At 59.4% G+C, this 26976-nt stretch carries 23 protein-coding genes; 13 read left to right on the plus strand and 10 right to left on the minus strand.

The window, feature by feature from the left end; translation table 11 throughout:
- Positions 1-495: 495 nt before the first annotated feature.
- Complete coding sequence (locus BGO16_RS13780; protein ID WP_292619288.1) at positions 496-1581, minus strand: DUF4105 domain-containing protein; 1086 nt, start codon at positions 1579-1581, stop codon at positions 496-498.
- Between BGO16_RS13780 and BGO16_RS13785 the strand changes: the two genes are divergently transcribed.
- Positions 1580-2638 (plus strand): ceramidase domain-containing protein, encoded by a 1059-nt coding sequence (locus BGO16_RS13785; RefSeq protein ID WP_292619289.1) that lies wholly within the window; start codon positions 1580-1582, stop codon positions 2636-2638. The two genes, BGO16_RS13780 and BGO16_RS13785, sit on opposite strands and share 2 nt — an antisense overlap.
- Positions 2639-3424: 786 nt before the next feature.
- Here the strand turns inward: BGO16_RS13785 and BGO16_RS13790 are convergent.
- The 3 genes from BGO16_RS13790 to BGO16_RS13800 all read right to left on the minus strand — a co-directional run bounded on the left by BGO16_RS13790 (position 3425) and on the right by BGO16_RS13800 (position 7387).
- Positions 3425-3682 (minus strand): PilZ domain-containing protein, encoded by a 258-nt coding sequence (locus BGO16_RS13790; protein ID WP_292619290.1) that lies wholly within the window; start codon positions 3680-3682, stop codon positions 3425-3427.
- Positions 3683-4500: 818 nt separating this feature from the next.
- Positions 4501-4704, minus strand: coding sequence for a hypothetical protein (locus tag BGO16_RS13795; protein WP_292619291.1), 204 nt, complete (start codon positions 4702-4704; stop codon positions 4501-4503).
- 337 nt (positions 4705-5041) lie between these two features.
- A complete protein-coding gene (locus tag BGO16_RS13800; RefSeq protein ID WP_292619292.1) occupies positions 5042-7387 on the minus strand; it encodes a molybdopterin-dependent oxidoreductase in 2346 nt (781 codons plus the stop codon).
- 431 nt (positions 7388-7818) lie between these two features.
- Here BGO16_RS13800 and BGO16_RS13805 point away from each other — a divergent pair, with 431 nt between their 5' ends.
- From BGO16_RS13805 to BGO16_RS13840, 8 genes are all read left to right on the plus strand, one after another.
- On the plus strand, positions 7819-8247 hold the full coding sequence (locus tag BGO16_RS13805; RefSeq protein WP_292619293.1) for an Rrf2 family transcriptional regulator: 429 nt from the start codon (positions 7819-7821) through the stop codon (positions 8245-8247).
- A gap of 211 nt (positions 8248-8458) precedes the next feature.
- A complete protein-coding gene (locus tag BGO16_RS13810) occupies positions 8459-9109 on the plus strand; it encodes a cytochrome C biogenesis protein (protein WP_292619294.1) in 651 nt (216 codons plus the stop codon).
- Positions 9110-9333: 224 nt separating this feature from the next.
- Positions 9334-10410 (plus strand): multicopper oxidase domain-containing protein, encoded by a 1077-nt coding sequence (locus BGO16_RS13815; protein WP_319796680.1) that lies wholly within the window; start codon positions 9334-9336, stop codon positions 10408-10410.
- Between the two features lie 22 nt (positions 10411-10432).
- A complete protein-coding gene (locus BGO16_RS13820) occupies positions 10433-11110 on the plus strand; it encodes a c-type cytochrome (protein WP_292619297.1) in 678 nt (225 codons plus the stop codon).
- Positions 11110-11466 carry a cytochrome c gene (locus BGO16_RS13825; RefSeq protein ID WP_292619298.1) on the plus strand — a complete coding sequence of 119 codons (357 nt, stop codon included), beginning with the start codon at positions 11110-11112 and terminating at the stop codon, positions 11464-11466. The genes BGO16_RS13820 and BGO16_RS13825 overlap by 1 nt, the downstream gene beginning before the upstream one ends.
- Before the next feature lie 65 nt (positions 11467-11531).
- A complete protein-coding gene (locus tag BGO16_RS13830; protein WP_292619299.1) occupies positions 11532-12482 on the plus strand; it encodes a multicopper oxidase domain-containing protein in 951 nt (316 codons plus the stop codon).
- 493 nt (positions 12483-12975) lie between these two features.
- The gene (locus BGO16_RS13835) at positions 12976-14826 is read left to right on the plus strand and encodes an EAL domain-containing protein (RefSeq protein WP_292619301.1); all 1851 of its coding nucleotides are present in this window, start codon (positions 12976-12978) and stop codon (positions 14824-14826) included.
- Between the two features lie 268 nt (positions 14827-15094).
- Entirely contained in the window at positions 15095-16888 is a 1794-nt protein-coding gene (locus tag BGO16_RS13840) for a glycoside hydrolase family 15 protein (RefSeq protein ID WP_292619302.1), read from the plus strand.
- Between the two features lie 106 nt (positions 16889-16994).
- Here BGO16_RS13840 and BGO16_RS13845 read toward each other — a convergent pair whose 3' ends face one another.
- The 6 genes from BGO16_RS13845 to BGO16_RS13870 all read right to left on the minus strand — a co-directional run bounded on the left by BGO16_RS13845 (position 16995) and on the right by BGO16_RS13870 (position 24711).
- The gene (locus BGO16_RS13845; protein ID WP_292619303.1) at positions 16995-17798 is read right to left on the minus strand and encodes an HAD family hydrolase; all 804 of its coding nucleotides are present in this window, start codon (positions 17796-17798) and stop codon (positions 16995-16997) included.
- Positions 17795-18331, minus strand: a complete 537-nt coding sequence (locus BGO16_RS13850; protein WP_292619304.1) for a gluconokinase — start codon at positions 18329-18331, stop codon at positions 17795-17797. Before BGO16_RS13850 ends, BGO16_RS13845 begins: the two co-directional genes overlap by 4 nt.
- Positions 18328-19065, minus strand: a complete 738-nt coding sequence (pgl, locus tag BGO16_RS13855; RefSeq protein ID WP_292619305.1) for a 6-phosphogluconolactonase — start codon at positions 19063-19065, stop codon at positions 18328-18330. Before pgl ends, BGO16_RS13850 begins: the two co-directional genes overlap by 4 nt.
- Positions 19062-20576 carry a glucose-6-phosphate dehydrogenase gene (gene zwf, locus BGO16_RS13860; protein WP_292619306.1) on the minus strand — a complete coding sequence of 505 codons (1515 nt, stop codon included), beginning with the start codon at positions 20574-20576 and terminating at the stop codon, positions 19062-19064. Before zwf ends, pgl begins: the two co-directional genes overlap by 4 nt.
- Entirely contained in the window at positions 20576-21589 is a 1014-nt protein-coding gene (gene gnd, locus BGO16_RS13865; RefSeq protein WP_292619307.1) for a phosphogluconate dehydrogenase (NAD(+)-dependent, decarboxylating), read from the minus strand. The genes zwf and gnd overlap by 1 nt, the downstream gene beginning before the upstream one ends.
- A gap of 269 nt (positions 21590-21858) precedes the next feature.
- On the minus strand, positions 21859-24711 hold the full coding sequence (locus BGO16_RS13870; protein ID WP_292619308.1) for a bifunctional transaldolase/phosoglucose isomerase: 2853 nt from the start codon (positions 24709-24711) through the stop codon (positions 21859-21861).
- Between the two features lie 441 nt (positions 24712-25152).
- On the opposite strand from BGO16_RS13870, the gene BGO16_RS13875 reads away from it, so the two are divergent.
- The 4 genes from BGO16_RS13875 (at position 25153) to BGO16_RS13890 (ending at position 26670) form a co-directional block, all read left to right on the plus strand.
- Positions 25153-25410, plus strand: a complete 258-nt coding sequence (locus BGO16_RS13875) for a hypothetical protein (RefSeq protein WP_292619309.1) — start codon at positions 25153-25155, stop codon at positions 25408-25410.
- Positions 25411-25458: 48 nt separating this feature from the next.
- Positions 25459-25935, plus strand: coding sequence for a glutathione peroxidase (locus BGO16_RS13880; RefSeq protein WP_292619310.1), 477 nt, complete (start codon positions 25459-25461; stop codon positions 25933-25935).
- Positions 25932-26189, plus strand: coding sequence for a DUF3297 family protein (locus BGO16_RS13885; protein ID WP_292619312.1), 258 nt, complete (start codon positions 25932-25934; stop codon positions 26187-26189). Before BGO16_RS13880 ends, BGO16_RS13885 begins: the two co-directional genes overlap by 4 nt.
- Positions 26190-26313: 124 nt before the next feature.
- Positions 26314-26670 (plus strand): DMT family protein, encoded by a 357-nt coding sequence (locus BGO16_RS13890; RefSeq protein ID WP_292619313.1) that lies wholly within the window; start codon positions 26314-26316, stop codon positions 26668-26670.
- Positions 26671-26976: the final 306 nt, after the last annotated feature.

A 26976-nucleotide genomic window follows, 5' to 3' on the forward strand; every position in this document is an offset into this window, starting at 1 on the left:
CCCGCTATGACAAGCGGGCCGATATCTTCCTCTCTACAATCCTCTTGGCCGCTACCCTGACTTGGTGGATCAATTGAGTCTCGACCCTAGAGCCTTTTTCGCCCGGACGGGACCAACCGCAGATGCAGAGCGATTCCCTCTCTCCGTGGGGAGAGGGGTAGGGCGAGGGGGATCGGACCTCTCGACAAGCCAATCCCCTGACCCGGATTGCTTCGCGATCCGACCTCTTCCCATGGGAGAGGTAAACCCCGCCGCACTGCGATCCGATTTGGTCGAAAACCGCTCTGAAGCATGATCCCGAAGTGGAAACGATTTTCGGAAAGGATCATGCTCAAACAAAAAGATAACCGACGAGTCTGATTCCACGCAGTTGAAACAGATTCTGGTTTCTTGTTTTGACGCGTTTTCTTCACGCGAACCGGGGTTCATCGCCAGCGAGTCCCGGAGGCTTGCGTCGTTCAAAAACGCTCTAAACAAACAAAGCTCAGGCTCGGGTCAAGGATGGATTTCGCTGACGCCAGGCGCCTGCGGAAAATCGGGCTGGGTCAACGACGTGGAGCGTGTGGTTTCATGGGGGGCAGGCAGATTGGCCCGGATACGCTCCGAGAAATCGGATTTTCCGTCGGCCGCCTGCGCAGCCTCATTGATGAGAGAACGTCGTCTCAGTTCTTCGAACGGCAGCGTCGTGTCCACCCTGCCCGATTGATAAAGATAGCCGTCGATCAGGCCGTTGAGCAGGTGGCGGATGTTGAACCGGCCCTGCCTGCCTGCAGCGTTTGCGTAACGGATGATATTGATCGTGCAGCTATTGGTCAGCAGGTGATAAAATTCCGGCCTGTCGGCAAGTTCGTTGATCCGGTCCAGGTACACCAGGAATAGTCGGCGCGCGTCGTCCGCAGAGGTATTCAGGCGATAGAGGTAAACCGGTTCGTGTCGGTGGTTGGTGCGCACGCCGACGAGATCGCGTTCGCTGCCGACCACATAAATGAGCTCAAATTGCTTGAAGAGGGAGGCGACGGGCGCGAAGCCTTCGCCAACCTCGGGTCGTGTTTCGATGGAGATGCTGAGCGGCTCGGCATTGTCGAATATGAAGCTCACAAAGGTGTGTCCGACGGGCCCCTCGGCAAAGTAGGCCACGTAGAAATCGAGACCGGTCAGGTGCGATAGCTGGACATCCCGCTCCTGGTAGCGGACGGTGAAGTCGTTTCGGCTGCGGTAATCGAAATCGCGGACGCCCGTGAGGTGCACATTGTCGCCGGTGATGACAGCTCGCGGCATCACCGCGACTTCCGGTCGCCAGGGGCGATCAAACGATGGGGGAATAGCTATCCACCATACGACCACGCCGAGGAACAGCAGGGCTGCTATCGCGAACATGCGCCGCTGATGCGAAAACCAGACGGCCCAAACCGCGAATGCCGCAAAAACGATCGCCAGCGCGATGCGCAATCCGGCCCATGGCAGATTTGAATAGTAGATCGCCAGAGTAGCCCAGGTCAGGGGCAGGGCGAGACAGAAAAAGCCGAGAGTGGCTTTTAGCCAGCGCCAGGACGTGGTCAGAAATCTGCGAAGCACACTCATGGTCTCTTCCACTGCCGTCGTCGAACTGTCAGGAGCACTGAACGCAAGGTTGCGCACATATCATGATCAACGGCATGGCAGCAAACGGATGCCGACCGGATCTTGTTTGCGGTCAGATCCTGCTTGCCAGGCGTTTCGCCAGATCGCCGTGGTGCGAGGGAGCCTGTTCAGATCTTGCTGCTGGCAGCTTTTGCGCTACCATTCAACTCAACGTATACCTTCGACTATTGTAGCGTCGCGATGGTTCGACATCGCTTATAGCACATCGCTTAAAGGCATATCGCTTAAAGGCACATCGCTGATGGAAGTTGGCAGAATAGTCCGAGATCGGCCGGTCCCGTTTCTGTACGGATTTATGATTGTTACGCTTGTGGCATTGCTCCCGATTCCACCCTTGTTGCAAAACCAGAACTATCATCAGTTTGCCGACCAGCGCGAATTTTTCGGCATACCGAATTTCTGGAATGTCGTGTCCAACCTTCCGTTCATCGCCGTGGGGGCGATCGGTCTCGCGCAGTTTCGGCGCAATGCGATGACGTTCGTGTTGTTTGGCGGAATTTTTCTGACCGGATTCGGCTCAGCCTACTATCATCTCGATCCGAATGACCAGACGTTGTTTTGGGATCGATTGCCGATGACGCTCTGCTTCGCCGCGATTCTTTCCGCAGTGGTTGAGGAGCGTGTGGATGCGAAGGCCGGCGCAGTATTGCTGCGGCCGCTGCTCGCGATCGGCATTTTCAGTCTTCTGCTATGGCGGTGGACCGATGATTTGCGACTGTATGCGTGGGCGCAGTTTTTTCCGTTTACAGCATTGGTGCTGATTCTGAGTCTGTTTCCGCCGAAATTCACAGGCGCACCCTACTGGGGCGCCGCCGCGGCGCTTTACGCATTAGCCAAGCTGCTGGAGCATTATGATCATGAGGTTTATTCGTTCATTGGAATTCTGAGCGGTCACACGCTGAAGCATTTAGCTGCGGCGGCCGCCTGCTTCGCGATCCTGAGGTTATTTCAGGTACGACAACCGCTGGAAACCGTTGCCGTTGCGACCAGAGCATGATCCCGAAAAGTGGAAACGGTTTTCGAAAAAGATCATGCTCAATCAAAATCATGCTCAGCCAAAAAGACAAGCGACGACTCTGATTCAAGGCAGTTGAAACAGACTCTGGCTTCGCGGTGTATCTTCCGGGTGCAGATGTCGGTGGATCGCGACGGTTCATCTCTTGGAGCGCGCGTATTGACTGCTTGCGCAAGTCGGACGCAGGAACCGCGGCGCGCGCTTTTGCCGGCATTAATCCGGACGATCGGGCTCCGACTGCCGGCCCGGGACAATCGTTCTCGGGTTTTCGGGATGCCGATTGGGTTCCATGGTCCGCGCGTGTGCGGGAGGCCGGTTCGTGCGGCAGACCCAGGCGGCGAGCCTGGAATAGGCTTGCCGCAGCGTCGGCGGGATGTCCTCTAATTCATTCATCGCGGAAACCGGACAAAGATACCTACCAGGAAAGATGCGCCGCGACTGTTAATGAGTTGTAAAATACCGGTGCATGGCCGACGGTCGGTGTGGTCCGGTCCTTAATTTTTTTGCGGCAAGCCCGCGAGGACCATGCCGCATACGCAAAAAACCCGCCGCCGGGTGAGCCGGCAGCGGGATTTTGTACGCAATACTATGGCCCTTTCGGGTTGAAAACAGCTTCGCACAGTCAGGTGAACAACCGGTAAAGGTGCCGTGCGAGACCGGTGATATCAGCGGTTGCCTGGTGATCGAATGAGGTCCGCCGGTGGCTGCCTTGCTCACAGCGGGCCGGGTTCGTTATGCGTTCATCTTTGGAGATAATCTCAGGGTTGCTTAACCCTGCGGGTCGGCCGGCTCATCGAACTCAATTCCAATCCGAAGTTCCTTGCGCCAGACCAGACGACACTTACGCGCATGGTCGCCCCTGATGTGGAGGCTGAACCGGTCCGGAATTCCTACCGGGCTTGCGACGTCCAGCGTCGCCCCTTTTTCGGAGAGGTTCCGGACCGTGCAGTCGATCGCACCGCCGCGGAACTCGATCGAGGCGCCCTTGAACGCCCGGTGTCGGAGTGTTTTTCGCCGTTCCAGCAAGATGGTCTCCCGCAACAGAAAACGGCAGGGAAAGAATCCATGGACGATTAGGCGACCGGAAAAGGGCTGGATTTGGACAGGGCGGCAGGCAACGAGCACCGCTGGCGGCGTCGCGAACCGGAATAGCGCGGACCTTCAAGACCTTCGCGGTCAGGCGGACGGCCGTCCTCGGCGTTGTGAGCCGAACGGTGGCGCGCCATCAATCCTTTTGAAGGGCATCATATGCGTGAGCAAGGAATACTGCGGCGCTGATGACTAGCAGCGCGGCGATTGTAGTTCCCATCATGACGCTTCCCCTTATGCTTTTCGGGGATGATAGCCCGCCAAATGTTTCAGGTGGATTTCGCGGGCCAGGCAAAGTGGTTTCATTGCTACCGGTTTGTTACCGACACCAAATAAGAAACGGGCCGTCAAATAGGACGGCCCTGCCGGTTTTGGAGTCGAATTGATAGGAGAAAGAATGTAACGCCGGTCATCGATATGTCTCCGGCAGGCCAAAAAGGTTCATGCCGGATAAACGAAAATAAGCGGGCGATGCTATCGGGCTTTCGAACGTGTTCCCGGGCCTGACCCGCGGACGCATTCCGGTGCGCGTGAAGAAAAACGCGTCGAATCAAAATCATAGAGCGCCGGTTTTGATTCCGTCAGGGCTCTAGCGGTCCGATTCTAACATTTGCATCCCGTTGCGCAGGGAGTTCCTGCAAATGTTACAATCAAAAGGACCACTAGCAACTATCAGGGTTCTAGTGGAGTTTTGAATTTGACATTCGCCTGACGGGTTTGCTGCAAAGTGGGTAGCGAATGTCAAATTCACTCCACTAGGCTCTCCCGGGCCTCCGCTTCATCTCGGTCTCGATTTCGCCGATGGCCTGGCGCAAGGCGAAAAGCGCCACCTCGTCGACCTCGAACGCGATGGCGCCCAGTTCGGCCGTCGCCAGTTCGATCGCGTAGCGGCCATCCGGCCTGATTAACGGACGCGAAGCGGTCACGGTGACAACGCTCAGTTTGTCGGGGTTGTTCATGACGTCCATCGGAGACTTTCGCATGTGAAGGCGGGGAGGGCGGTAGAGTTGGGCGGATCATGCCCTTTTCCGGGGCAGTGAGTCGAGAAGTGAATACAGCCTGAAGTGGTGATGTTGCCGGTCGGCAGGCGCATATCCGGATAAATCGAAAACCGCAACCGGCTATGGATTGAGGCGAGCTTGGTGGCGGCCGGAAGGTTGTCGCCACGTTTGTCGTAGCCGGGACGAGCACGCGATAGTGTTGGATTTTAAGAAGAAGCGCCACGCGATGCGGCTTTCCGCCACGCGCAGCGCGTGCCCGCGTTGATGACACTCACGCGGCAAAAACCGCGATCGATCAATCGGAAGGGGCGATCCGTTCCAGTTGGCAGGCGTAGGCGCGCAAGGGGAAAGACCCGCTGACGGGATCATAAAACGCGTTGCTGATCAGCTTGCTGAAATTCAGCGAGACGCCATCCACGCGTCCCGCGTTATCCGACCGGTCGGACCAGCCGTACTGGGCGCAAACGACATCCTTTCCGAGCGTGCGGTTGAATCTTGCGCGTGCGCGGATAGAACCCTGGGGAGAGCGGATGATGATCCAGTCGAGTTCGTTGATGTCGCGCTCTCTCGCCGTATCGGGATGCACCTCGACAAGGGGCTCCGGCATTTTGCTGCGCAGGCTTGGGAGATTCCGAAACTGACTATGACAAAACGGGATCCATTTGGCCGACGTCAGTCGCAATGGAAACTGTCTTTGCCATTCCGGATGACGTTCCACGCTGGCGGCGGGCGGCACGTAATCCGGCAAAGCCGACTGACCGATGTCGTGGAGAGCCTGCGAATAGATTTCAACGCGGCCGGTCGGCGTGGCAAAGCCATGCTGCAGGTATTTTCGAGGTTCCGTCGAGAGCGGGAGCGCGACACCGTCCGGTCGCGTCCGCAGCGTCTCCAGCGTCACGCCTGACGGCTCCAGCATGTACGTAATACCCGCATCGATATCGCCGCCGAAAAACTGGTTCTCAAGGCCCAGCCGCTTGGCCAGCTCAAAAGCAATCCATGTGTCCGAGCGGGATTCGCCGCGCGGCGATACCACAGCCTTGCGCAACTGCAGGAGCGCGTCGGCCTCCGGGCTGACGCGAAATCCGTCCGCGATGCCCTCACGCTCCCATGCCGATGATACCGGGAGCACCACGTCGGCTTCGGCAGCCATCGGAGTGAGAAACAAATCGCAATGGACATAGAAGTCGAGTTTTCTGAGCGCGCGCACGCCTTCGTCGGGACTGGGGCGGCTGTGCAGAAGGCCTGATCCGAAGGCAACCAGTCCTTTTATCGGGTAGGGCTTTTCATCGAGAATGGCCCGATACATCTCGCGCGTCGTGATCCATCCGCTCTTTGCCGGACCGAGCGGCCGTTCTGTCAATCCGAGGGTTTTGGCAGTTTGCGAGGGAGCGATGAGGTTGCGACCGAAGACGTTGTTTAGTTTCGGCCTGGCGAAATAGACATTGCCTCCCGGTGCATCGATGTCACCGGTGAGGGCATAGAGAAGACACATCGCCCGATTGGTCTGCGTCGCATTGGTGCTCTGCCCGACGCCGGACCATGCGTAGTAGGATACAGGGCCGTATGCATGCAGCAATTCCGCGACGCGTCGAATCTGTTCGGCCGCCACCCCCGTGATCTGCTGCGTTTTCTCCGGCGAATAGGTCCGGCACAAGCTTGCATATAATTCGAATGCCGGCCGGCAGGTGATCCTGCCGTGCAATGTGGCGATTTCAAATTTGCCGGCGAGCGAAAGTTGACGCGACGACGCATCCTGTTGTGGTCCCCGGGCGCAGACCACCGGGCGTCCGGCCGACCCATCCCATGCTATGTAGAGGTCTGCACGTCCGTCCGCACTCAGATCGGATTCGGCGAGGTAACGTCCGTTGTCATCCCGTACCAGAAACGGGCCGTTGCTCCAGCGAGAGATGAAATCATGATCGTACCATCCGCGTTCGATCATGAGGCCGGCGATGCTCAAGGCGAGGGCGCCGTCGGTGCCTTGTCGCACCCGCAACCACTCGTCGGCCTTGTGCGCCAGCCCTACTTGTCGCGGGTCGATGATGATGAGCTTCATGCCGCGCTTCTTCGCTTCGGCAATTGCCGAGGCTTGCGCCAGCCAGCAGTTTGTCGGGTTGAAGCCCCATAGCACCAGGCACCCGGTACGCTTGAAATCCGGCATGCCGCTATCGGCGCCAAAAGTGAAGGCAGTGGCGAAATCCTTATGCCAATTGCAGATATGGGCCGTGGCAACCGCATTGGGGCTGCCGAAGCCATTGATCAGGCGGTAGATCCACGGCATCGCGTCGCTGATGGCGGTACCGCTGGAGGTGGTGACGCTGAAGGCGACAGATTCGGGGCCGAACCGCTTCGCCGCTTCTTTCATGCGGCCGGCGGTGAAGCTCAGCGCCTCGTCCCACGAAATAGCTTGCCAGCCTGGGTCCGGGTCACCCTTGGGGTGGGTCCTTTTAACGGGGGTCAACAGGCGGTCCGGGCTGTTGACGAGTTCGGGCGCCGCCTTGCCCTTGATGCAGAAATTGCCGCCGGTCGGATGGTTCGGATCCGGCTCGACTTTGGTCAAAACGCCATTTTCGACTGTTGAAATGCATCCGCAATGCGAGATGCACAGCGCGCAGTATCCGCGGATTCGCTGCAAAGTCATCGGAGCATCGTCCGTATCGATGGTCCCTCAAGGATAAGGTGAACATCGTTGTCGGGTGATCAGGTGCTCGGCCAGATGTGTTCAGCCAGTCGTGCTCCTGAAGACCTGAGGGGATTTACCCTCAAACAAGATTGCGGCCTGCTGTCTAGGCCCCGCCGACGTGGGGCTGCTATGCACGCCCGGATGTAACCCCAAAGCTGGCTGGTTGTTGCCGGGATGCGGTCCTGGGTTCGGCTAACTTGCGTCGAATGACGTCTGCCATCAGGCTTGGCGGTTGCAATCCTGCGGCAACCGGGCGGTTTGATCGGTATTCACACAAACAGGTGACCTCGCTTTGGAGCCGGACACACTTGCTAAAGCCACCGGACAAGTTCATCTTTTCCCGGTATACCCAGATTTAGGCTACGCGATTTGCCGCCGGCGGAACTCCGATGCGATTGACAAGTTTTTTCGACTACACGCTTCGCTTGCTGATGTATGCGGCCACCCACAGTGACCGGTTGATTACCATCGAAGAGACTGCGGGCGTCTACGGCATCTCCCGAACCCATCTCATGAAGGTCGCAAATCAGCTCACGCGTGCGGGCTATCTCAAAGCGGTGCGCGGCAGATCGGGCGGACTGATGCTTGCCAAGCAGCCGAACCGGATCAAGCTCGGGGATGTCTTGTGCGTAACCGAGCCGGATTTTGCGCTCGTGGAATGCTTTTCAGCGAACAATCGCTGTCCGATCTCGGCGCGCTGTCGGCTGCGCTCACCCCTGAGGGAAGCACTCGCCGCATTCACGTCGACGCTCGATCGCTATACGCTCGCCGACCTGATCCTCAGCCCGAAGGACTTCGGGATTCCGCCGGCGGCGTGACGCGCTCCAGGCATTGTGCGGTGATACGACAAACAGCCGCAGTCGAATCGTTTGATCCGGCAACCGGTTGAGCCCCCGCATGCAGAACGAACGATGTGGCCGTCGCAGCACTTGCGCTGGTGAATATTGCCGCTCACCGATTTTATAGACTGTACAAACATACATTTGCAGTGCATGTTTCCGCGCGCAATTCGATCTGTTCGCGGTGAGCATGAGGAAAGCAGTTATAAATCAGAAGCAGCGTTCCAGGAATTGGTCGAAGCTGTATATCGCTTCCTCCGTCGTCGGAGTTGCGGTCGGCATAGCGGTTGCGATCTGGTTCACGCATTTGTCGCCCCTGACGACGCACCGCGTCACCGTGTCGCTGAATAGCGCGGCCACCACGCCGCCGGTGCCGCTCGAAGGCCTGTCCGACTTGCCGAAGCTGGTAACCGCAAAGGATGCGGGTCAACCCTGGGCCATCGCGGGTGGCGCACTGCTGCAGGTTGGCCTTGCCCGGTTCAGTGTCCCGATGCTGGAGCGGGCGATCAAGAATGATCCGGATAACAGCGTGCTTCACGTGGCGTTGGGAGAGGCGCTCGCGCTGGCGGATAAGGGTCTGATCTCGGATCGCGCCAAGGCGGAATTCGAGTTCGCGCTCCAGAATGATCCCAACGATCTGATCGCGCGATTCTATATGGGGCTTTGGTTGCTGCAGAACGGCAAGGCAAAGCCGGCATTGGTCAAGTGGGTGGGCTTGATGCGGACGGTGGGAAGCGATCAGACCTGGAATGATCGGCTGTGGATGGTGATGCCGACGGCTGCACAGGAGGTCGGCATCAACGAGCTTACGCTGCAGGCTCTCTGCACCGCAGGAATGTAGCAAGGCTCAAATGGCGACGCGGTTTTTGGTAAAAAAGATGCATTTTATATATTGCTTTATGACTCGGAAGATGGCACGAAATCACCAGATTTGCCGGCTGGGGTTGGCGTCATGACAATCGGGGTTATTCAGCATCATCGGCGTCAACGCGTGCCGGATGGATAAATAATCCGCCCGCTTTGAAACGACTCTGATAGCAATTTATCAAAAAACATCAATCCGAAATGCATGTTATGCCCATGATCCTGCAATCCAGTCCGCTGCGCGCGCCTCTCGTCAGATTCATCGTTGCCGCAAGCGCTGCTGTCTTCGTCGCAAGTCCGTCGACGGCTTCTGCGGAAACGCGCAAGTTCTCGATGACCGTCGAGGACACGATCCTCAAGCTGGTCGACAAGCAGACCTTCCACACCTTCTCCTTCAACAACCAGACGCCTGGTCCGCTGATCCATGTGCAGGAGGGCGACGATGTCGAGATCGAAGTCGAAAACAATACGACGCTGCCGCACACGATTCACTGGCACGGCATGTTTCAACGCGGCAGCTGGAAAAATGACGGTGTCCCCGACGTCACGCAACCGGCGATCCCGCCCGGCGAGACCTTCACCTATCGCTTCAAGGCCGAGCCGTCCGGCACCATGTGGTACCACTGCCATGTCAACGTCAACGAGCATGTCGCGATGCGCGGCATGTGGGGTCCCTTGATCGTCGATCCGAAAGATCCGCCGGCGGTCGAAAAGGAAGTCACCAAAGACTACATCATGATGTTTTCCAGTTGGGCGTCGGCCTGGGCGAAGAAGCCCGGCTATGGCGGCATCCCCGGCGACGTGCCGGATTTCTTCACCATCAATGGCAAGGCTTATCCCGACACCCAGCCATTGCGGATCAAGGAGGGTGATGTCGTCCGCATCCGCCTGATCGGCGCTGGCGACGAAATGCATTCGATCCACATTCATGGCCACGACTTCGAAGTCTATGCCAAGGACGGCCGGCCGCTTGCCAATCCCTATCTCGCCGACACGATCCTGTTCGGGCCGGGGGAGCGCTACGACCTGATCTTGCGCGCCGACAATCCCGGAATCTGGATGGTGCACGATCACATCGACAAGCACACGGTGAACGGCAGTACGCCGATGGGCGGCATGATGACGACCATCGAATACGAAGAGATCCCGGTGAAGGACCAGGCTTTCTATAAATGGAAGAACAAACAGTTCGTGCCTGATTTTTATTACGAGGAGTCGATGAAAAAGCCGTTCGGCATGTACGAGAGCCCTGCCCTCAAGGGCGAGCCCGCGCCCTAGTCCCATCGAAAGGAGAGCAGATATGAAAGGGCTTTTACTCGCCGTCGCGGGCTTGACCGCGGCATTCCTGAGCTGCGCCAGCGCTGCCGACAAGCTGGATCCGAGCTGTGGCGGTTGTCACGCGCTGGTCAAGCCGACCGATACGTCGCTGGACAGGCTGCTGACCCGCAAGGGTCCCGACCTCTGGTATGCCGGCAGCAAGTTCAACAAGGAATGGCTGGTGTCCTGGTTGCAGGATCCCAAACCCATACGTCCTGCCGGTTACCCGTATTTCAAGAACATCAAGAAGGGCGACAAGCATGATGAGATCGATTCCTCCAAGATCCCGGCGCATCCGAAGCTGAAGAAGGCGGATGCTGAATCGGCTGCGGCGGCTTTGATGGCTTTGAAAGCGCCCCCCGATCTCGTGCCGGCGGGCATCTTCAAGGGCGATATGAAGGGCGCGCGCATGGGCGGACTCGCGTTCATCAAGTTCCGCGGCTGTGTCGCGTGTCATCAAGGTGAAAAAGGCGAAGGCGGTCTTTCCGGCCCGCGATTGACCGATGCGGGAGTGCGGCTGCAGCCTGATTTCATCGCTGCCTATACTGCCGATCCGCAGCGTTTCGATCCGCATATCTGGATGCCGACTTCGAATTTGAAGGATCTGGATATCCAGCGGTTGACCGCGTTCTTGGTGCAACTGAGCCAGGGAGACAAGTGATGAAAACGCAAATGGTGGCGGCTTTCGCCGGTCTGGCCCTGCTGCTCGCGTCATCGACAAGTCATGCCGACCAATCGATCGAGCAGATCTACGGGGTCTATTGCGTGCAGTGTCACGGTCTCCAGCGCAACGGCACGGGCATCAACGTGCCTGCGCTCTCGGTGAAGCCGCGGGATCACACCGAAGCCAAGGGTATGGGCGACACCCCCGATGACGAACTGTACAAAGCCATCAAGGAAGGAGGGCTCGCCGTCAACAAGTCGGTGCTGATGCCCACCTGGGGTCGCGTCCTGTCGGAAGACCAGATCAATGGTCTGGTCAAGTATCTCAGGCAGGTCTGCAAATGCGGGAAATGAATTCAACAAGGACGTCATATCAAACCATGAAGCGGAGAGCGATTGTGAAGGGGAGATCGATTTCAATGACGACTGCCGGTTTGAAGAAGAGTGCCATAATGGGGGGCGTCGCGTCGGCCCTTATTCTGGCCGGCGCCGCGATCACCGCGGCTCAGGCCAAGACCGTCAAGGTCGAACTGACGGCCAAAGAAGTCACTGTGCCGCTCGATAACGAGGGCCACACGGTCGCTGCCTGGACCTACAACGGCCAGGTTCCCGGCCCGCTGATCCGGGCGACCGAAGGCGACACCATCGAATTCACCTTGAAGAATGACGCCGCTAACAAGAAGTCGCATTCCATCGATATGCATTCCGCGCGTGCCGACGTTCTGACGCAATTTGCTTCGATCAAGCCTGGCGAGACCAAGACCTTCTCGTATGTTCCGGAGCACGCCGGCATCTTCTTCTATCATTGCGGTTCAGATCCGATGATCCAGCATATTGCCCGTGGGATGATCGGAGCTGTCATCATCGATCCCAAGGATCCCAATGCGATGCCCAAAGCCGATCGCGAATATGTCTTGATCGAGCACCAGATCTTTGAGAATCCTGAAGACGTCGACAGCATGATGGCGAACAAGTGGAAGCGGAGCGCCTTCAACGCCGTTCCGTTCCAGTATGATCCGGTGCATGATGAACACGCCACGCAGACTCTCGAGGCCAAGCCCGGCGAGCGCGTGCGCGTCTACATGGTCAATGCCGGTCCCAACGAATTTTCCGGATTCCATCCGATCGCGGGCATCTGGGACCGGGTCTATCCCTCAGGCAACCCGAAGAACGTCATGGTGGGGATGCAGAACTACACCCTGGCGCCGGGCGATGCCGCGACGTTCGACCTAATCTCGCCGACGGAAGGCGCCTATGCGTTGGTGAACCATTCCATGCGCGCCGCGCTTACGGGCGCGATCGCGGTCATCATGTTCAGCAACAAGGCCGATCCGTCGATGGGACACGGGGACAAGATCCTGGTGCGCTGACGCCGCTATTATTGAAAATAAGCTTGGACGTGGAGCGTCGTTGGCGCTCCACGTCAAAAATCGGCAAGATGAAGCGACCAGGTTCATGTGCCTGATCAGACGTTGACGGCATCCGGGATGGATGAACATGAGGACGGGGCTCGCCAGCCAGACCTGCTGCTGCGCAGCCGAACGCGCCGTCTGATGTGTCGAGGAATGTGTGGACGCCGAACGACCCGCGGAGATGTCGCGGACGGTAGCTGTATCCACGTCGCGTTCATGCATCGGTAATATAATAATCCAACCTCGAAGTGGCCGCGTCGCGCCTGCTGCGCAAAGTGCACGCATGTTTGCGTGTTCGATTTAACCAACCTACAAGGTGCTGGAATTATCCTTCTCCGGCGGACAGTCGGCATCGCGGTATGTGACCGCGCCCGGTCGTTTTCGTCGTCCGCAAGAGCCTGAAAGTCCGGAAATTTCCTCCTTTCGGCACGTGGTGAAGGTTGGGAAGTTCATGTCCGGTCTGCCTGAGCGAAACGAAATCCCTGTTGTCGCGGGAGAAGGGACCTCGAAGACGCGGGACGATTTACAGATCGATCGAAAAGGCTTCCATCCCGACGACAGCATCTCCTCCAGACTGGATTTTCTGAGCGAAGTCGTGAGATTGCTTCCGGCGGGCGTGACTGTTCAGGACGAACAGGGAAATTTCGTTCTCGTGAACGTTGCAGCCGCGGCTCAGTTCAATGTGCAGGCCTGTGACATTGTCGACGTGGCGTCGGGCGCGCCGTTCCGTTCAAGAGAACTGGATGATCGCAGGAATGTTGCTCGCCGGGTGCTTCAATCGGCCAAGACCAGGGTATCCGAAGAACTCATCCGGACGGATCACGCGACAAAGGCCTATCTCACCACGCACGAGCCCGTTCTGATTTCGAACAGAAAGCTCGTGCTTTCGAGTTCTGTCGATATCAGTCGACAAAAGGCCGTCGAGGAGAAACTGTTCCGCTGCGCCTACTATGACGGGCTGACCGGTCTGCCGACCCGGCGGGTTATCGAGGAACACGCCAACAGTCTTATCCGCGATGGAGACGACTCGGTCCGATTTGCGGTGGCATTTCTCGACATCGATAATTTCAAGCACATCAACGATTATTACGGCCATGCTTCCGGGGATGGCCTCCTGGTCGAGGTTGCCAGGCGCCTGGGCCTCGGCCTTCGCGCCACCGATATGCTGTCCCGGATCAGCGGCGATGAGTTTCTGCTCCTGCTCAATCCCGTTCAGAGCGATGTCGAGGTCGCCGACTACGTCGAGTTCCTGTTGCAGCGGCTCAAGGCGCCGTTCTTTATCGACGGATCGGAGCTGTTCGCTTCCGCTTCCATCGGGGTGAGCATCTATCCGGATCACGGCGACAGCTATGAGGTGCTGCGTCAGAACGCCGATACCGCGATGTATCGCATCAAGAATGAAACGAAAGGCGCGGCCGCCATTTTCAATTCCGGAATGCAGCGCGAAGCGCTGGCCAGGATGGAAATCGAGCAGTCGCTGCGGCTTGCGATTCTGGACCGGCGTTTCTGCTGCGCGTTCCAGCCCAAGGTCGACATCAAGACCAGCCAGATCAAAGGTATCGAGGCGCTGGTTCGGCTGCGCGATGACGAAGGCATCATCCAGGCGCCCGGAACGTTCATCGATCTTGCGGTCGAACTTGGTCTGATCGACGAATTGACGCATCTGGTGCTGGCCGAGATCATGAGGTCCATCGATCTCATCGACGATACGTTCGGCGCCGGCGCCGGCATCAGCATCAATGTCGCCGCCAAGCAGGCGGGCAACGTAGCGTTCATGACGTCCTTCGCGCGGGCGCTTGAGAAGACCGGCTGCCCGGCGCGTTTCATGGTCGAGGTCACGGAGGATGCGTTCGTGGCGAAAACCCGTTTTCAGGCGGAGATCCTGCCGATCCTGCGGCGGCTTGGAGTCGGGATTTCGATCGACGACTTCGGAACCGGATGTTCATCCCTGTCGGCTCTCGCGGATATCACGGCCGATGAAATCAAGATCGACCGCTCGTTCATCGTCGATATCCACAAGCGCCCGCGCAGCCAGGGCATCCTGAAGGCCATCGAATCTCTCAGCGACGCTTTGGGAATGACGGTGATCGCGGAAGGCGTGGAGACCTTCGAGGAACTCGCTTATCTGCAAGCCGCAACGAGGATCAGATACGCGCAGGGCTTTTATTTCTCCGAACCCGTCTTCCTCGAAGAGCTCCAGCCGGGCGGCTGGACGGTCAGCGACGCCCGCAAGAGTCCGGTCAGCCGGCTTGTGGAGGAAAGTCGTCCGGCATATTCTCGCGCCAACCGCCACAGGCGCTGACTGGCAGCATCAGGTTGCCGTGCCGGCCACGGATAGCCATAGGCGTTGTGCGCGGGTGGCAATGTCAGCACACGTGTTCCGTTCACACCGAATTGTGTCCACAACTAACAACCGCCGGATAAGGTAGCGAATATTGGCCAGCTTCCGCGTCTGATGGACTGGGAAGCAGCGCTCCATGTTTTGTTGATGCGTTTTCTTGACGCGGACTGGGTAGCCACTTCGCTCGAAAACGCTATAGTTCTTTCAGTCCGCCTGCCGAGTTCGCCAATTGCCCAGCAACATCGAAGACTATGGAATCATCGGTGACGGCGAGACGGTCGCACTCGTTGATCGCGCCGGATCGCTCGACTGGCTCTGCTGGCCGTGTTTTGATTCGGATGCCTGCTTTGCGGCTCTTCTGGGCGATGAGCGCAACGGTCACTGGCGGATCGCGCCTGCGGGAGAGATCGAGCGTTCGACTCGCAACTATCGCGGAGACGGCCTCATCCTGGAGACCCGGTTTGAAACCGCCGACGGGGCCGTGACCCTGATCGATTTCATGCCGCCTCGCGGTACGACCTCTGACATCGTCCGGCTTGTCCAGTGCGACCGTGGTCGGGTGAAAATGCGCATGGATCTGGTGATCCGGTTTGGCTTCGGGAAAAACGTCCCCTGGGTTCGCCGCACCGAGGACAGGGCGCTGCTCGCGGTTTGCGGGCCGGACATGCTGGTGTTGCGCACGCCCGTCGAGACCCGCGGCCAGGATATGACGACGGTTGCCGAATTCGAGGTGAGCGCCGGGCAGACGGTTCCGTTCGTCATGGCCTACGGCGCATCTCACTTCGAGATTCCTCCGCCGGTCGATGTGGCGGAAGCGCTGAAGGAGACGGAGGCGTTCTGGAAGGAGTGGTGTGGAAAGTTCGAATATGATGGGCCTTATCGTGATATCGCGATGCGATCTCTGGTCGCGCTGAAGGCCATGATCTACGCACCGTCTGGCGGCATCGTCGCCGCGCCGACCACCTCGCTTCCGGAAAAGCTCGGCGGAGCGCGCAATTGGGACTACCGCTTCTGCTGGCTGCGCGACGCAACCTTCACGCTGCTCGCGCTGATGAACAGCGGCTATTACGACGAGGCCTCCGAGTGGCACGACTGGCTGCTGCGCTCTGTCGCGGGCTCGCCTGCCGACATGCAGATCATGTATGGCATTCTCGGGCAGCGTCGGCTGACGGAATGGGAGGCCGACTGGCTGCCCGGTTATGAAGGCGCGCGCCCGGTCAGGATCGGCAATGCGGCGCATGCGCAGTTGCAACTCGATGTCTACGGCGAACTGATGGACGTGTTTCATCAATCGAGAGAGGCGAACCTCAAGCTGAGCGAGCCAACCTGGGCGCTGGAATGCGAACTGCTCGAGCATCTCGCCAAGATATGGAACGAGCCGGACTCCGGCATCTGGGAGATCAGGGGGCCCGGCCGGCACTACGTCTCGTCGAAGGTGCTGGTCTGGGTGGCTTTCGATCGCGGCGTCAAGAGCGTGGAACATTATGGCTTCGATGCGCCGGTCGAGCGCTGGCGCGAAATGCGCGATGCCATTCACCGCGACGTCTGCGAGAAAGGTTTCGATCACGAGCAGAACACGTTCGTCGAATCCTACGGCTCGAAACTACTCGACGCCAGCACGCTTCTGATTCCGTCGGTCGGCTTCCTGCCGCCGTCCGATCCGCGGGTAGCGGGACTGCTGGCGGCGGTCGAGAAACATCTGATGCCGGACGGCTTCGTACTCCGGCATGACCCGCGCGCGGTGTCTGACGAGCAGCCGCCGATCGAGGGGGCTTTTCTGGCCTGCACGCTCTGGCTCGCCGACGCCTATGTGCTGCGGGGCGATATCGAGCGCGCCGAGGTGTTGCTGAAGCGGGTGGCTGCTGTGGCCAACGATCTCGGGCTGCTCTCGGAGGAATACGATACGGTTGCACGCCGCCTGACCGGCAATTTCCCCCAGGCGTTGACGCACATCGCGCTCGTCAACACCATCCACAATCTCAACACGGTCCGGAAGCCTGCGATGCAACGGGCGAAGACGTAGCGGTTTCACGCGTTCGGATCTGTTTCAACTGCGTTGAATCAGATTCGTCGCTTATCTTTTTGTTTGAACATGCTATTTTCCGAAAGCCGGTTTCCACTTTTCGGGATCATGCTCCAGCGATGATCCGGTCGATTGCCTTGGCGAATCCATCGTTTTCATTGGTGTCGGTGACGCAGGTTGCCTTCGCCTTCACCTCGTCGTTGGCGTTGCCCATGGCAAATGACAGGCCGCTTTTGCCGAACATGGCCAGATCGTTTTGCATGTCTCCGATGGTCGCGACATTGCGCGGAGAAATGCCGAGGCGGTTCGCCATCGCTTCCACGAATGTCCCTTTGTCCTTCCCGAACGGCGTGATGTCGAGATAATAGCTTTGCGAACGGAAGGCCGCCGCCTGGCCGGCGAGCGCTGCCTGCATGTCGATTTCGCAACGCGCGAGTTTATCGGGATCGGCGCTGACGCCGACGATCTTGCAGGCGGCGGCTGTGAACTCCTCAAGGTCGGAAGCGATATCGGGGTTCATGCGAATCGTGCGCTGTTCGTGCGGGACGTAGCGCCCGTCGTCGCGCGTGATCAGCCAGCGATCCGCCGTGAACAGCCAGATGTCGATTCCCGATGCTTCCAGCGCATTAATCGCAATCCGTGCGGCGGACGTTGAAATGGTGGTCCTTTGAATCACGTCAAGGGTAGGATCGACGATCAGGCTGCCATTGAAGGCGCCGAGCGGTAGCTTGAGACTGAGTGGTTCGACCAGCATCCGCATCCCGAAAGCGGGGCGGCTGCTGGTGATCGTGAAGCCGATGTTGTTTTCGTCGAGAGCCTTTACTGCGTTGATCGCGGCTTCCGTCAGCCGCTTGTCGGGCGTCACCAGAGTGCCGTCGACGTCGGAGATCACCAGTGATATGCGGCTCATGAGATTTTCTGATTCAGCTTGAGCATGGTTACGATTTGATCGGCGATGTCGTCGACCGTCGCGTCGATGTCGACGACGATAGGCCGCTCGTCGGTCGCCGGCTCCTCCAGCGTGTCGAACTGGCTCTCGAGCAGCCCCGGTGGCATGAAATGAGCGAACCGGGCCTTGAGGCGGGCCGCGGTCAAGTCTTTGTCGCCGCGCAGGTAGACAATGCGGGTGTCGCGGTGGCCCTGCACGAGAATATCACGATAGGCGCGCTTGAGCGCGGAGCATGCCATGATGATGCTCGCGCCGCTTGCGCGCTTGCGCTCGATCTCGGCGGCGACGGCGTGCAGCCACGACCACCGGTCGTTATCGGTCAGCGCGATGCCGGTGCGCATTTTCTCGATGTTGCTTGCGGGGTGAAACTGGTCCGCATCCGACACGATCCAGCCCAGCCGTTGTCCCAACGCGTTCGCGATCGTGCTTTTGCCGGATCCGGAGACGCCCATGACGATCAGCGCGCAGAAGGCGGAGTCCTGATCGGCGCTCATGCCGTTCGCCCGGCGGCGGCCGCATCGGTGAGCCACGTCGTGACGCCGTTGGAATGGGCGCGGGCGCCGGGCAGGTCGGCTCCCGCCATGATTTTCGACAGGATGTCGCGCTTGGCATCGCCGGTGACGAGAAACAGCATCTCGCGCGAGGAGGCCAGCGCCGGAAGCGTTAGGGTGACGCGGGGAACGAAAGGCTCGACGTGCGCATGATCGACGCCGACGACCCAGCGTTCGGCTTCATCAAGCGCCTTGTCTTTCGGAAACAGCGAGGCAGTGTGGCCGTCCGGGCCGAGCCCCATCAGCACGAGATCAAATAGCGGCTTCGACGCATCCAGGCGGTGCGCGCCGTAAAAGGTCTGGAGTTCGCGCTCGTAAAGCCGGGCCGCCTGATCCGGATCGGGCGCATCGGTCGGAACGGGATGGATGTTCTCGGGTGGAGCACAGCGGTCGAGGAAAATGCTCTTGGCCATCGCCATGTTGTTAAGCGGGTCGCCGGCGCTCACGAAACGCTCATCGCCGATGAACCAGTGAACGCGATCCCAGGGGATGCGTGAACGCCAGGACGGACTCCCCAACAGTGCGTAGAGCGCCTTCGGGCCGGAGCCGCCGGTCAGGCATATCGCCGGTCGTATCTGAGCTTTGGTTCGGGCGATCAGATGGTTTGCGGCTTCGGTTGCGACGGCCTGCGCATCCGCCAGGACCTGAAACCTGCGCTCGCCCGCGGCGGAAGTCATGTCAGCTTGCGCCAGTGGCGGCCGTCGCGCGCGAGCAACTCGTTCGCTTCGACGGGGCCTTCGCTGCCTGCCTTGTAGCTGACCAGGCCATCGGCGCCGGCCTTCTTCCAGGCGTCGAGGAACGGCTGCACCGCCTGCCAGCCGGCTTCCACGCCATCGGCGCGCTGGAACAGGATGTTGTCGCCGATCATGCAGTCGTAGATCAGCGTCTCGTAGCCCGTGCTCGGCGCGGCGTTGAAGTAGTCCTTGTAGCGGAATTTCATCTCGACGCCGTCGATCGAGATGGTGGGGCCGGGAATCTTGGTGTTGAATTGCAGCGTGATGCCTTCGGCCGGCTCGATACCGATAACGAGGTAGTTTTGCGACAGCCGATCCACCGGCGTGGAGCGGAACATCGCGAACGGGGCCTGCTTGAACTTGATCGCCACCTCGGTGCGTTTCAGGCCGAGCGCCTTGCCGGTCCGCAGGTAGAAGGGAACGCCGGCCCATCGCCAGTTATCGATCGTCAGCTTCAGCGCCACATAGGTTTCCGTGGTGGTGTCGGGTTTCACATCGGGCGTCTTGCGATAATCGCCGATCTCCACATCCCCGGACTTGCCGGCACGGTATTGTCCGCGCACCGAATTGCGGAGCGCCTCTTCGGGGCTCTGGGTCTGGATCGCAGCGAGCACATCCGCCTTTTCCGAGCGCACCGCGTGGGCTTCGAAACGACGCGGCGGCTCCATCGTCACCAGCGACAGCAACTGAAACAGATGGTTCGGCACCATGTCGCGCAAAGCGCCGGTCACGTCGTAGAAACTGCCGCGATGGCCGACGGCGAGTTTTTCCTCGACGGTGATCTGGATATGATCGATGTGGTTGCGATTCCAGATCGGCTCGAACATGCCATTGGCGAAGCGAAGGACGAGAATGTTCTGGACGGTTTCCTTGCCGAGATAATGATCGATCCGGTAGATCTGATGCTCGTCGGCGATCTTGAGCAACTTGCTATTGAGGGTTTTGGCCGACGCGAGATCGGTGCCGAAAGGCTTCTCGACCACCAGCCTGCGCCACGCGCCATGCTGTTCGCGCAGCAGCCCGACGCGGCCGAGTTGTTCTGTGATCGGCGCAAAGGCGGCCGGCGGGACGGCAAGATAGAACAGGCGATTGCCGCACGTTCCCTTTTCTGTCTCGAGCTTTTCAAACGCCTTGCTCAAGGTGTCGAACGAGGCGGGATCGGACGGATCGGCCTCGAGACAGGTCAGGCACCGGAGCACCTTTTGCACGACCTCCTGTTTGACGGGGCGCGTGGCGTGCTTGTTCAGTCCTTCCATCAGGCTTTGCCGGAGATCGTCTTCCGACATCTGCTTGCGAACGATGCCGACGATGCAGAACTGCTCCGGTAGCAGGTCGGATTCGGCAAGATTGTAGAGTGCGGGAATGACGAGGCGATGGGTGAGGTCGCCGGTGACTCCGAAAATGACGAAGCAGCAGGGCTCAGGTTTGCGCGGCTTGTTGCTTGCGACCGTCATCAGGACCCGGTTCTCCCCTTCGCGGACGATTCGGCTTCGCCGGGCTCTTTGTGACCGCCAAACCCTTCGCGCATCGCTGACAGGATTTTTTCGGCAAAGGTGTGTTGTCGGCGCGAGCGGAATCGCGCGAACAGCGCCGCGGTCAGGACTTCGGCCGGCACGGCTTCGTTGATCGCGGCATTGACGGTCCAGCGGCCCTCGCCGGAATCGGCGACGAATCCCGAATAGGCTTCGAGCGTCTCGCTGCGGGCCAGCGCGGCCGCCGTAAGGTCGAGCAGCCAGGAGGGAATGACGCTGCCGCGTCGCCAGACCTCGGCGACGTCGGCAAGGTCAAGCTTGAAGCGATGATCTTCCGGCAGCGCGTCGATATTTGCGTTCTTGAGGATATCAAAGCCTTCGGCATAAGCCTGCATCAGCCCGTATTCGATTCCATTGTGCACCATCTTGACGAAATGGCCGGCGCCGACCGGCCCGGCATGAAGATATCCCTGTTCGACGCGCGGATCGCGGCCGTCCCGGCTCGGCGTTATCGGAATATCGCCGCGTCCGGGCGCCATCGCGGCAAAAATCGGGTCGAGACGGTCGACGACAGCCTTGTCGCCGCCGATCATCATGCAGTAGCCGCGCTCAAGGCCCCAGACTCCCCCGCTGGTGCCGACATCGACGTAATGGATGCCTTTCTCGCGCAGCATCCTGGCCCGTCGTATATCGTCCTGCCAGAAGGTATTGCCGCCGTCGATGACGACGTCATCGCGTTCAAGCAGTCCGGCGATCGTCTCGATGGTAGATTCCGTGATCGCGCCAGCGGGCAGCATGACCCAGACGGCGCGGGGCTTTTCGAGCTTCCTGATAAAATCTTCGAGGTCGCTCGCGCCCGTTGCTCCCTCGTCGGCCGCCGCGGTGACGGCCTGATCGTTTTTGTCGTAGACGACAGCCTGATGGCCTCCTTTTTTCATCAGTCGACGAACGATGTTGGCTCCCATTCGGCCCAGGCCGATCACGCCTATCTGCATTCGTCCAATCCTCTATTCGGGGGTCGGCAAGCGGGACGGGTACCCCACGCGCTATCTGATGGTTCGATGATGCTTTGCGTTTCAGGGTGTGTTGCAACGCCCCTTCGTGAGATTCTCGGGACGAGTGGGACAGGGCTGTGGACGTTCGAAAATAAATCGCGACGGAGCAATCAACGTGCCTACGCGCCGAGAGACCATTGGTTCCCGCTGCGTCATCGCATTTACGTGAGCGCGCCGGACTTGTCTCTGTGAGCGCCCGGGAATTCGGATCAATCCAGCGCCCCGGTGATGGCGTCGCCCAGGCGCAAGAGGCCGGATCGGAGATCGCCCTTGAGATGCACGCGCAGCGCACGTCTTCCGCGTCCAGTAAGCACATCGAAATCGCCGCGCGCCTGCGCAGCCTTGATGACACCGAAGCTCATTTTCCGGTCGGGGATTTTCAGGTCCTTTGGGTCGTCGGCGGTGATCTGAAGAAAGACGCCGCTGTCGGGACCGCCCTTGTAGGCCTGCCCGGTCGAATGCAGGAAGCGCGGGCCGAACTCGGCGCAGGTGGCGACTTTTTTCCGGTCGCGGACGGCGAGGCGCATCCGCTGCAGATCACCGATGTGTTCGTCGTCACGCGCGAGATAGGCCAAAAGCGCGACGTAGTCGCCGGGCTCCGCGCGCGCGAAGTGAGCCTTGAGCCATGACGACAGGTCGCCGTCCGCGCCCTTTTCACGCAAGATGCGCGCATTTTCAGCGTCGGTATAAAGATCGAAGCCTGTGATGGAGACCGCCGGCTCCTCCTGCGGCAGCCTGCCGGTTTTCTCGAATGCCGTGGTCAGTTCACGAGTCCTGATCTTGGCGGATTCGACGTCTGGCTGATCGAATGGATTGATGCCGAGAATGGCCCCGGCGACGGCGGTCGCCATCTCGAACCTGAAAAACTCCTGGCCGAGTTGATCGATCGAATCCATCACGATCCGGACCACCGGATGTCCGGCATTTTCGAGCGCCTGCAATTTTTCCTCGTGAGCGTCATCCTCTTCGTCCGCCGTGCGGATATCGATGAAGAAGCGGTCGTCGCCGTAAAGGTGGGCATCGCCCAGCGGCTCGCCATCGATCGGGATCAGGCCCTTGCCCTCCTTGCCGGTCGACTCGGCGATCAGTTGCTCGGCCCATGCGCCAAAATCCGCGATTTTCGGGGACGACAGGATCGTGACCTTGTCGCGGCCTTCGCGACCGGCGAGACCCATGGCAAGGCCGAGCTGAGCGCCGGGATTATCGTGCGGGGGTACTTCGGCGCTGCAGGATCGCACCATGGCGAGGGTGTTCCTGAGCAATTCCGTCACGTCGATTCCCGCGGTCGTGGCCGGGACCAACCCGAAGGGCGATAGCACCGAATAGCGGCCCCCGATCGTGGGATCGCCGTGGAAAGTGCGTGCGTAGCCGAGCTTTGCGGCTTCCCTGTCGAGCGAGGAGCCGGGATCGGTGACCGCGATGAAGCGATGGCCGGCCTTGTCGGCGCCGATCGCTTTCGCCACCCGCGCGTGAAAATAGTCTTTCAGCGCATTGGGCTCGGTGGTGCTCCCGGATTTGCTGGAAACGATGAAGACGGTTCTTGCGACGTCGATCGCCGCTTCCAGCGCGCGAATCTGGGCGGGGTCGGTCGAATCCAGCACATGCAGTTTCGGAAAACCCGGCGTCTTCGCAAAAGTCGTCGCCAGCACCTCCGGACCGAGACTCGATCCGCCCATGCCGAGAACGACCGCATCGGTGAATTTCTGCTTCTTCACCCGCTGCGCGTAGTCCTCATAGTCGGCCGCCCGATCGAATTCCGCGGCCGGGCTTGCAAGCCAGCCCAGCCATTCGCTCTCGTCGGCGCCGGTCCACACCGATTTGTCATGTTGCCAAAGTTTGCGGAGCGTGCCGGCGGCCCGCCACTCTTCCGCCTGTTGCTCGACGGATTTCGCCATGGCCGAACCAAGAGACAGCGCTTGGTGGCCGATAGCGGAGCCGAGGATTTTTGCACGCTTGCGGGCGACCGCGCCGAGCAGCTTGTCGGCCGCATCGTCGAATAACTGAACGCCTTCGCTCACCAGGTGCCGGGTGATCGCGTCGAGCGAGATACCCGACCCCTCCAAAGCGGCGAGCACTTGCCGCGCCTCGTCGAGATTGTCCTCAAGGCTGTCGCGCAACCGGCCATGGTCGCGGAAGGCTTCGAGAGTGGCCGGGGGAACGGTGTTGACCGTGTCCTTGCCGATCAACTCCTCGACATAGAGAACGTCGCTGTAGTCCTTGTTCTTGGTCCCGGTCGAAGCCCACAGCAGCCGCTGGGGCCGCGCGCCCCTGGCTTCCAGCGCCTGCCAGGCATCGCCCGCAAACAACCGCTTGTAGTCCTGATAGGCGAGCTTGGCGTTGGCGATGGCGACCTTGCCCTTGAGCGATGCAAGACGCTGCTTTTCCGCGGGATCGTTGGCCTGAGCGATTTTCTCGTCGAGCTGCTTGTCGACGGCGGTGTCGATGCGGCTGACGAAGAAGCTGGCGACGCTGGCGACGTGCGAGGGATCGCCGCCATGTCGCACATACTCCTGAAGCCCCGACAAAAAGGCTTCGGCGACCTCGACGTAAACCTTCTGCGAGAACAACAGCGTGATATTGATGCTGATGCCTTCGGAAATCAGGTGGCGGATAGCCGGCAGGCCCTCCGGCGTCGCCGGCACCTTGATCATAAGGTTCTTGCGGTTGACGGATTTCCAGAGCCTCTCGGCCTCGGCGATCGTCGCCTTGGTGTCGTTGGCGAGATAGGGCGAGACCTCGAGGCTGACGAAGCCGTCTGCGCCGTCGAGCCGATCATAGACCGGCCGCAGCACGTCGGCCGCATGCTGGATGTCCTCGACCGCGAGCTGTTCGTAGAGACAGGCGACCGATCGATCGCCTTTATCGAGAATGCGAGCGATTGCGCCGTCATATTCACCCGAACTCCCGATCGCCTTCTCGAAGATCGAGGGATTGGAGGTGACCCCGCGCAACCCGTCATTGTCGACCAGGTGTTTCAGATCGCCCTTGACGATGAAGCCGCGCGCAAGGAAATCGAGCCAGATCGCCTGGCCGTGATCCTGGAGTTCTTTGACAGGGTTCATGATATTTTTCTGCATTCTGACGCTCGTGCGGGGTGCAGGCGTTTTCCGGTCCGCGGCCAGAGGTTTTTCAACTTGGCCGGGAAAAAATGGCCTCATCAAGGGGAGCTTGCCACTCTCATAACGTTTTTGGCGGGATATTGATCCCGCCCGGAGACCGCTGGACCGGTTTGGCGAGTTATGGCAAATCCCGTCTTGGCAGACCCCGTCTTGACAAACCCCGGTTCTTGACAAACCCCGGTCTTGGCAAAGTTCTCAAATCCGCGGGGCGTTGGCCACGGGTATTCCATACTTTCGACTTCATCAGGAGTTCACGAAGCAGCCGCAACCTTATGCGATAAGATCGAGTCGTCGAAGCGGTCTTGTCGTCCGATCCCGCTCTCCGATAAAGAACTTGTGAGAACAGCCGTTGACAGGCTTCACGCACGCCATTGAGGTTCGTTCATGCCCCGATATTTTTTCAACACCCGTATCGGCAGCGACCTGATCCTTGATCCGGAGGGCGAGGAGTTGCGCGATCCCGACCAGGCCTGGCGCGCCGCGCGGACGACAATCCGGGAAATTCTCAAGACGGACGGCGAACAGCGCGCCATTCTCCACGCCGTGCTGGAGGTCACCGACGCCTCTGGCGAGATCGTCCTTGAATTTCCGTTTACCGAAGCCATCCTGGATTCGGTCGATCGGTCCTCGACGCAGCATTGATTTCGAAAATGGCCCGCCCCGTCGCCGCCGCCTGGTCGAAAGGTCATCATGTCCGGTATTTTTGATTTTTCCGCGAACACGCTGGCTGGCGAGCCCTGCGCGTTGAGTCAGTTCGAAGGCCAGGTCCTTCTGATCGTGAATACCGCGAGCGCCTGCGGATTTACTCCGCAATACAAGGACCTCGAGGAGCTCTATCGGGCCATGAAGCCGCGCGGATTTTCCATACTCGGCTTCCCCTGCAATCAGTTCGGCAAACAGGAACCGGGATCATCTACCGATATCCAGAAGTTCTGCTCCACCAAGTATGACGTGACGTTTCCGATGTTCGAGAAGATCGACGTCAACGGCGATCACGCGCACCCGCTTTACAAATACCTCAAGCGTGAGAAGCCCGGACTGCTCGGCGCATCGATCAAGTGGAATTTCACGAAGTTTCTGGTAGATCGGAACGGCAGCGTCGTCGCCCGCCACGCACCGACGACAAAGCCGAAAGCCCTGACCAATGAAATCGAGGCCCTGCTTTGACCGATCAGACCGCGAGCGACCAGTTGCCCGATCGTTTGTCGACCGACCCGCGCAGCCCGTATTATGACGCCGAGGTTCTCGCGCGTGATATCGGCATCCGCTTCAAGGGCGTCGAGAAGAATAATGTCGAGGAGTATTGTGTCAGCGAAGGCTGGATACGTGTCGCCGCCGGCAATGCCAGGGATCGCCATGGCAACCCGCTGACCATCAAGCTTACCGGCACGGTCGAACCGTACGTCCGGACCGGGAGTTAAGCCTCTTCGGGCGCTTCCTTTTTGGTGTTTAAGAAGTTCGTGCGACATATTACGTCGCGTTTGACGCTGGTCCTGGCTGCGAGCAATCGTCGCCTTTCCCCGGCCATTTCCGAAAGCCGAAACCATGCCCTTCACGATCCCGTCGTGGCTTCTGCCGATCCTGATGCTGTTCTGTTCGAATGTTTTCATGACCTTCGCCTGGTACGGACATCTGAAATTCAAGGAGAGTCCGCTTCCCCTGGTCATCATGATCAGTTGGGGCATAGCTTTCTTCGAATACTGCCTCGCGGTGCCGGCCAATCGCTGGGGCAGCTCGGTCTATTCGGCGGCTCAGCTGAAGACCATTCAGGAAATGATTACACTCATCGTGTTCGCCGGCTTCTCCGTGATGTATCTGAAGCAGCCGCTGGGCTGGAATCATGCGCTCGGCTTTGCGTTCGTGGCGCTCGGCGCGTTCTTCATTTTCCACAAGTGGTCGTGAAGTGCAGGCGGGCAGGCTGGAGTCTGTTTCAACTGTGATGAATCAGACTCGGCGCCTATCTTTTCGCTTGAGCATGATCTTTTCCGAAAACCGGTTTCCGCTTTTTCGGGATCATGCTCCTAGTGGAGTGAATTTGACATTCGCTACCCACTTTGCAGCGAACTTGTCAGGCGAATGTCAAATTCAAACCTCCACTAGAAACCTGATAGTTGCTAGGGTCGAGACTCAATTGATCCACCAAGTCAGGGTAGCGGCCAAGAGGATTGTAGAGAGGAAGATATCGGCCCGCTTGTCATAGCGGGTGGC

Origin of the sequence: Nitrobacter sp. 62-23, from assembly GCF_001897285.1 — a bacterium.
Taxonomy (GTDB): Bacteria; Pseudomonadota; Alphaproteobacteria; order Rhizobiales; family Xanthobacteraceae; genus Nitrobacter.

What these genes read in the sequence shown, in the direction of transcription:
- BGO16_RS13785 (WP_292619289.1), top strand. Translation starts at nt 1,580, where the DNA reads ATGGTCTCTTCCACTGCCGTCGTCGAACTGTCAGGAGCACTGAACGCA.
- BGO16_RS13780 (WP_292619288.1), bottom strand. Translation starts at nt 1,581, where the DNA reads ATGAGTGTGCTTCGCAGATTTCTGACCACGTCCTGGCGCTGGCTAAAA.
- BGO16_RS13795 (WP_292619291.1), bottom strand. Translation starts at nt 4,704, where the DNA reads ATGAACAACCCCGACAAACTGAGCGTTGTCACCGTGACCGCTTCGCGT.
- BGO16_RS13800 (WP_292619292.1), bottom strand. Translation starts at nt 7,387, where the DNA reads ATGACTTTGCAGCGAATCCGCGGATACTGCGCGCTGTGCATCTCGCAT.
- BGO16_RS13805 (WP_292619293.1), top strand. Translation starts at nt 7,819, where the DNA reads ATGCGATTGACAAGTTTTTTCGACTACACGCTTCGCTTGCTGATGTAT.
- BGO16_RS13810 (WP_292619294.1), top strand. Translation starts at nt 8,459, where the DNA reads ATGAGGAAAGCAGTTATAAATCAGAAGCAGCGTTCCAGGAATTGGTCG.
- BGO16_RS13815 (WP_319796680.1), top strand. Translation starts at nt 9,334, where the DNA reads ATGCATGTTATGCCCATGATCCTGCAATCCAGTCCGCTGCGCGCGCCT.
- BGO16_RS13820 (WP_292619297.1), top strand. Translation starts at nt 10,433, where the DNA reads ATGAAAGGGCTTTTACTCGCCGTCGCGGGCTTGACCGCGGCATTCCTG.
- BGO16_RS13825 (WP_292619298.1), top strand. Translation starts at nt 11,110, where the DNA reads ATGAAAACGCAAATGGTGGCGGCTTTCGCCGGTCTGGCCCTGCTGCTC.
- BGO16_RS13830 (WP_292619299.1), top strand. Translation starts at nt 11,532, where the DNA reads ATGACGACTGCCGGTTTGAAGAAGAGTGCCATAATGGGGGGCGTCGCG.
- BGO16_RS13835 (WP_292619301.1), top strand. Translation starts at nt 12,976, where the DNA reads ATGTCCGGTCTGCCTGAGCGAAACGAAATCCCTGTTGTCGCGGGAGAA.
- BGO16_RS13845 (WP_292619303.1), bottom strand. Translation starts at nt 17,798, where the DNA reads ATGAGCCGCATATCACTGGTGATCTCCGACGTCGACGGCACTCTGGTG.
- BGO16_RS13850 (WP_292619304.1), bottom strand. Translation starts at nt 18,331, where the DNA reads ATGAGCGCCGATCAGGACTCCGCCTTCTGCGCGCTGATCGTCATGGGC.
- pgl (WP_292619305.1), bottom strand. Translation starts at nt 19,065, where the DNA reads ATGACTTCCGCCGCGGGCGAGCGCAGGTTTCAGGTCCTGGCGGATGCG.
- zwf (WP_292619306.1), bottom strand. Translation starts at nt 20,576, where the DNA reads ATGACGGTCGCAAGCAACAAGCCGCGCAAACCTGAGCCCTGCTGCTTC.
- gnd (WP_292619307.1), bottom strand. Translation starts at nt 21,589, where the DNA reads ATGCAGATAGGCGTGATCGGCCTGGGCCGAATGGGAGCCAACATCGTT.
- BGO16_RS13870 (WP_292619308.1), bottom strand. Translation starts at nt 24,711, where the DNA reads ATGAACCCTGTCAAAGAACTCCAGGATCACGGCCAGGCGATCTGGCTC.
- BGO16_RS13875 (WP_292619309.1), top strand. Translation starts at nt 25,153, where the DNA reads ATGCCCCGATATTTTTTCAACACCCGTATCGGCAGCGACCTGATCCTT.
- BGO16_RS13880 (WP_292619310.1), top strand. Translation starts at nt 25,459, where the DNA reads ATGTCCGGTATTTTTGATTTTTCCGCGAACACGCTGGCTGGCGAGCCC.
- BGO16_RS13890 (WP_292619313.1), top strand. Translation starts at nt 26,314, where the DNA reads ATGCCCTTCACGATCCCGTCGTGGCTTCTGCCGATCCTGATGCTGTTC.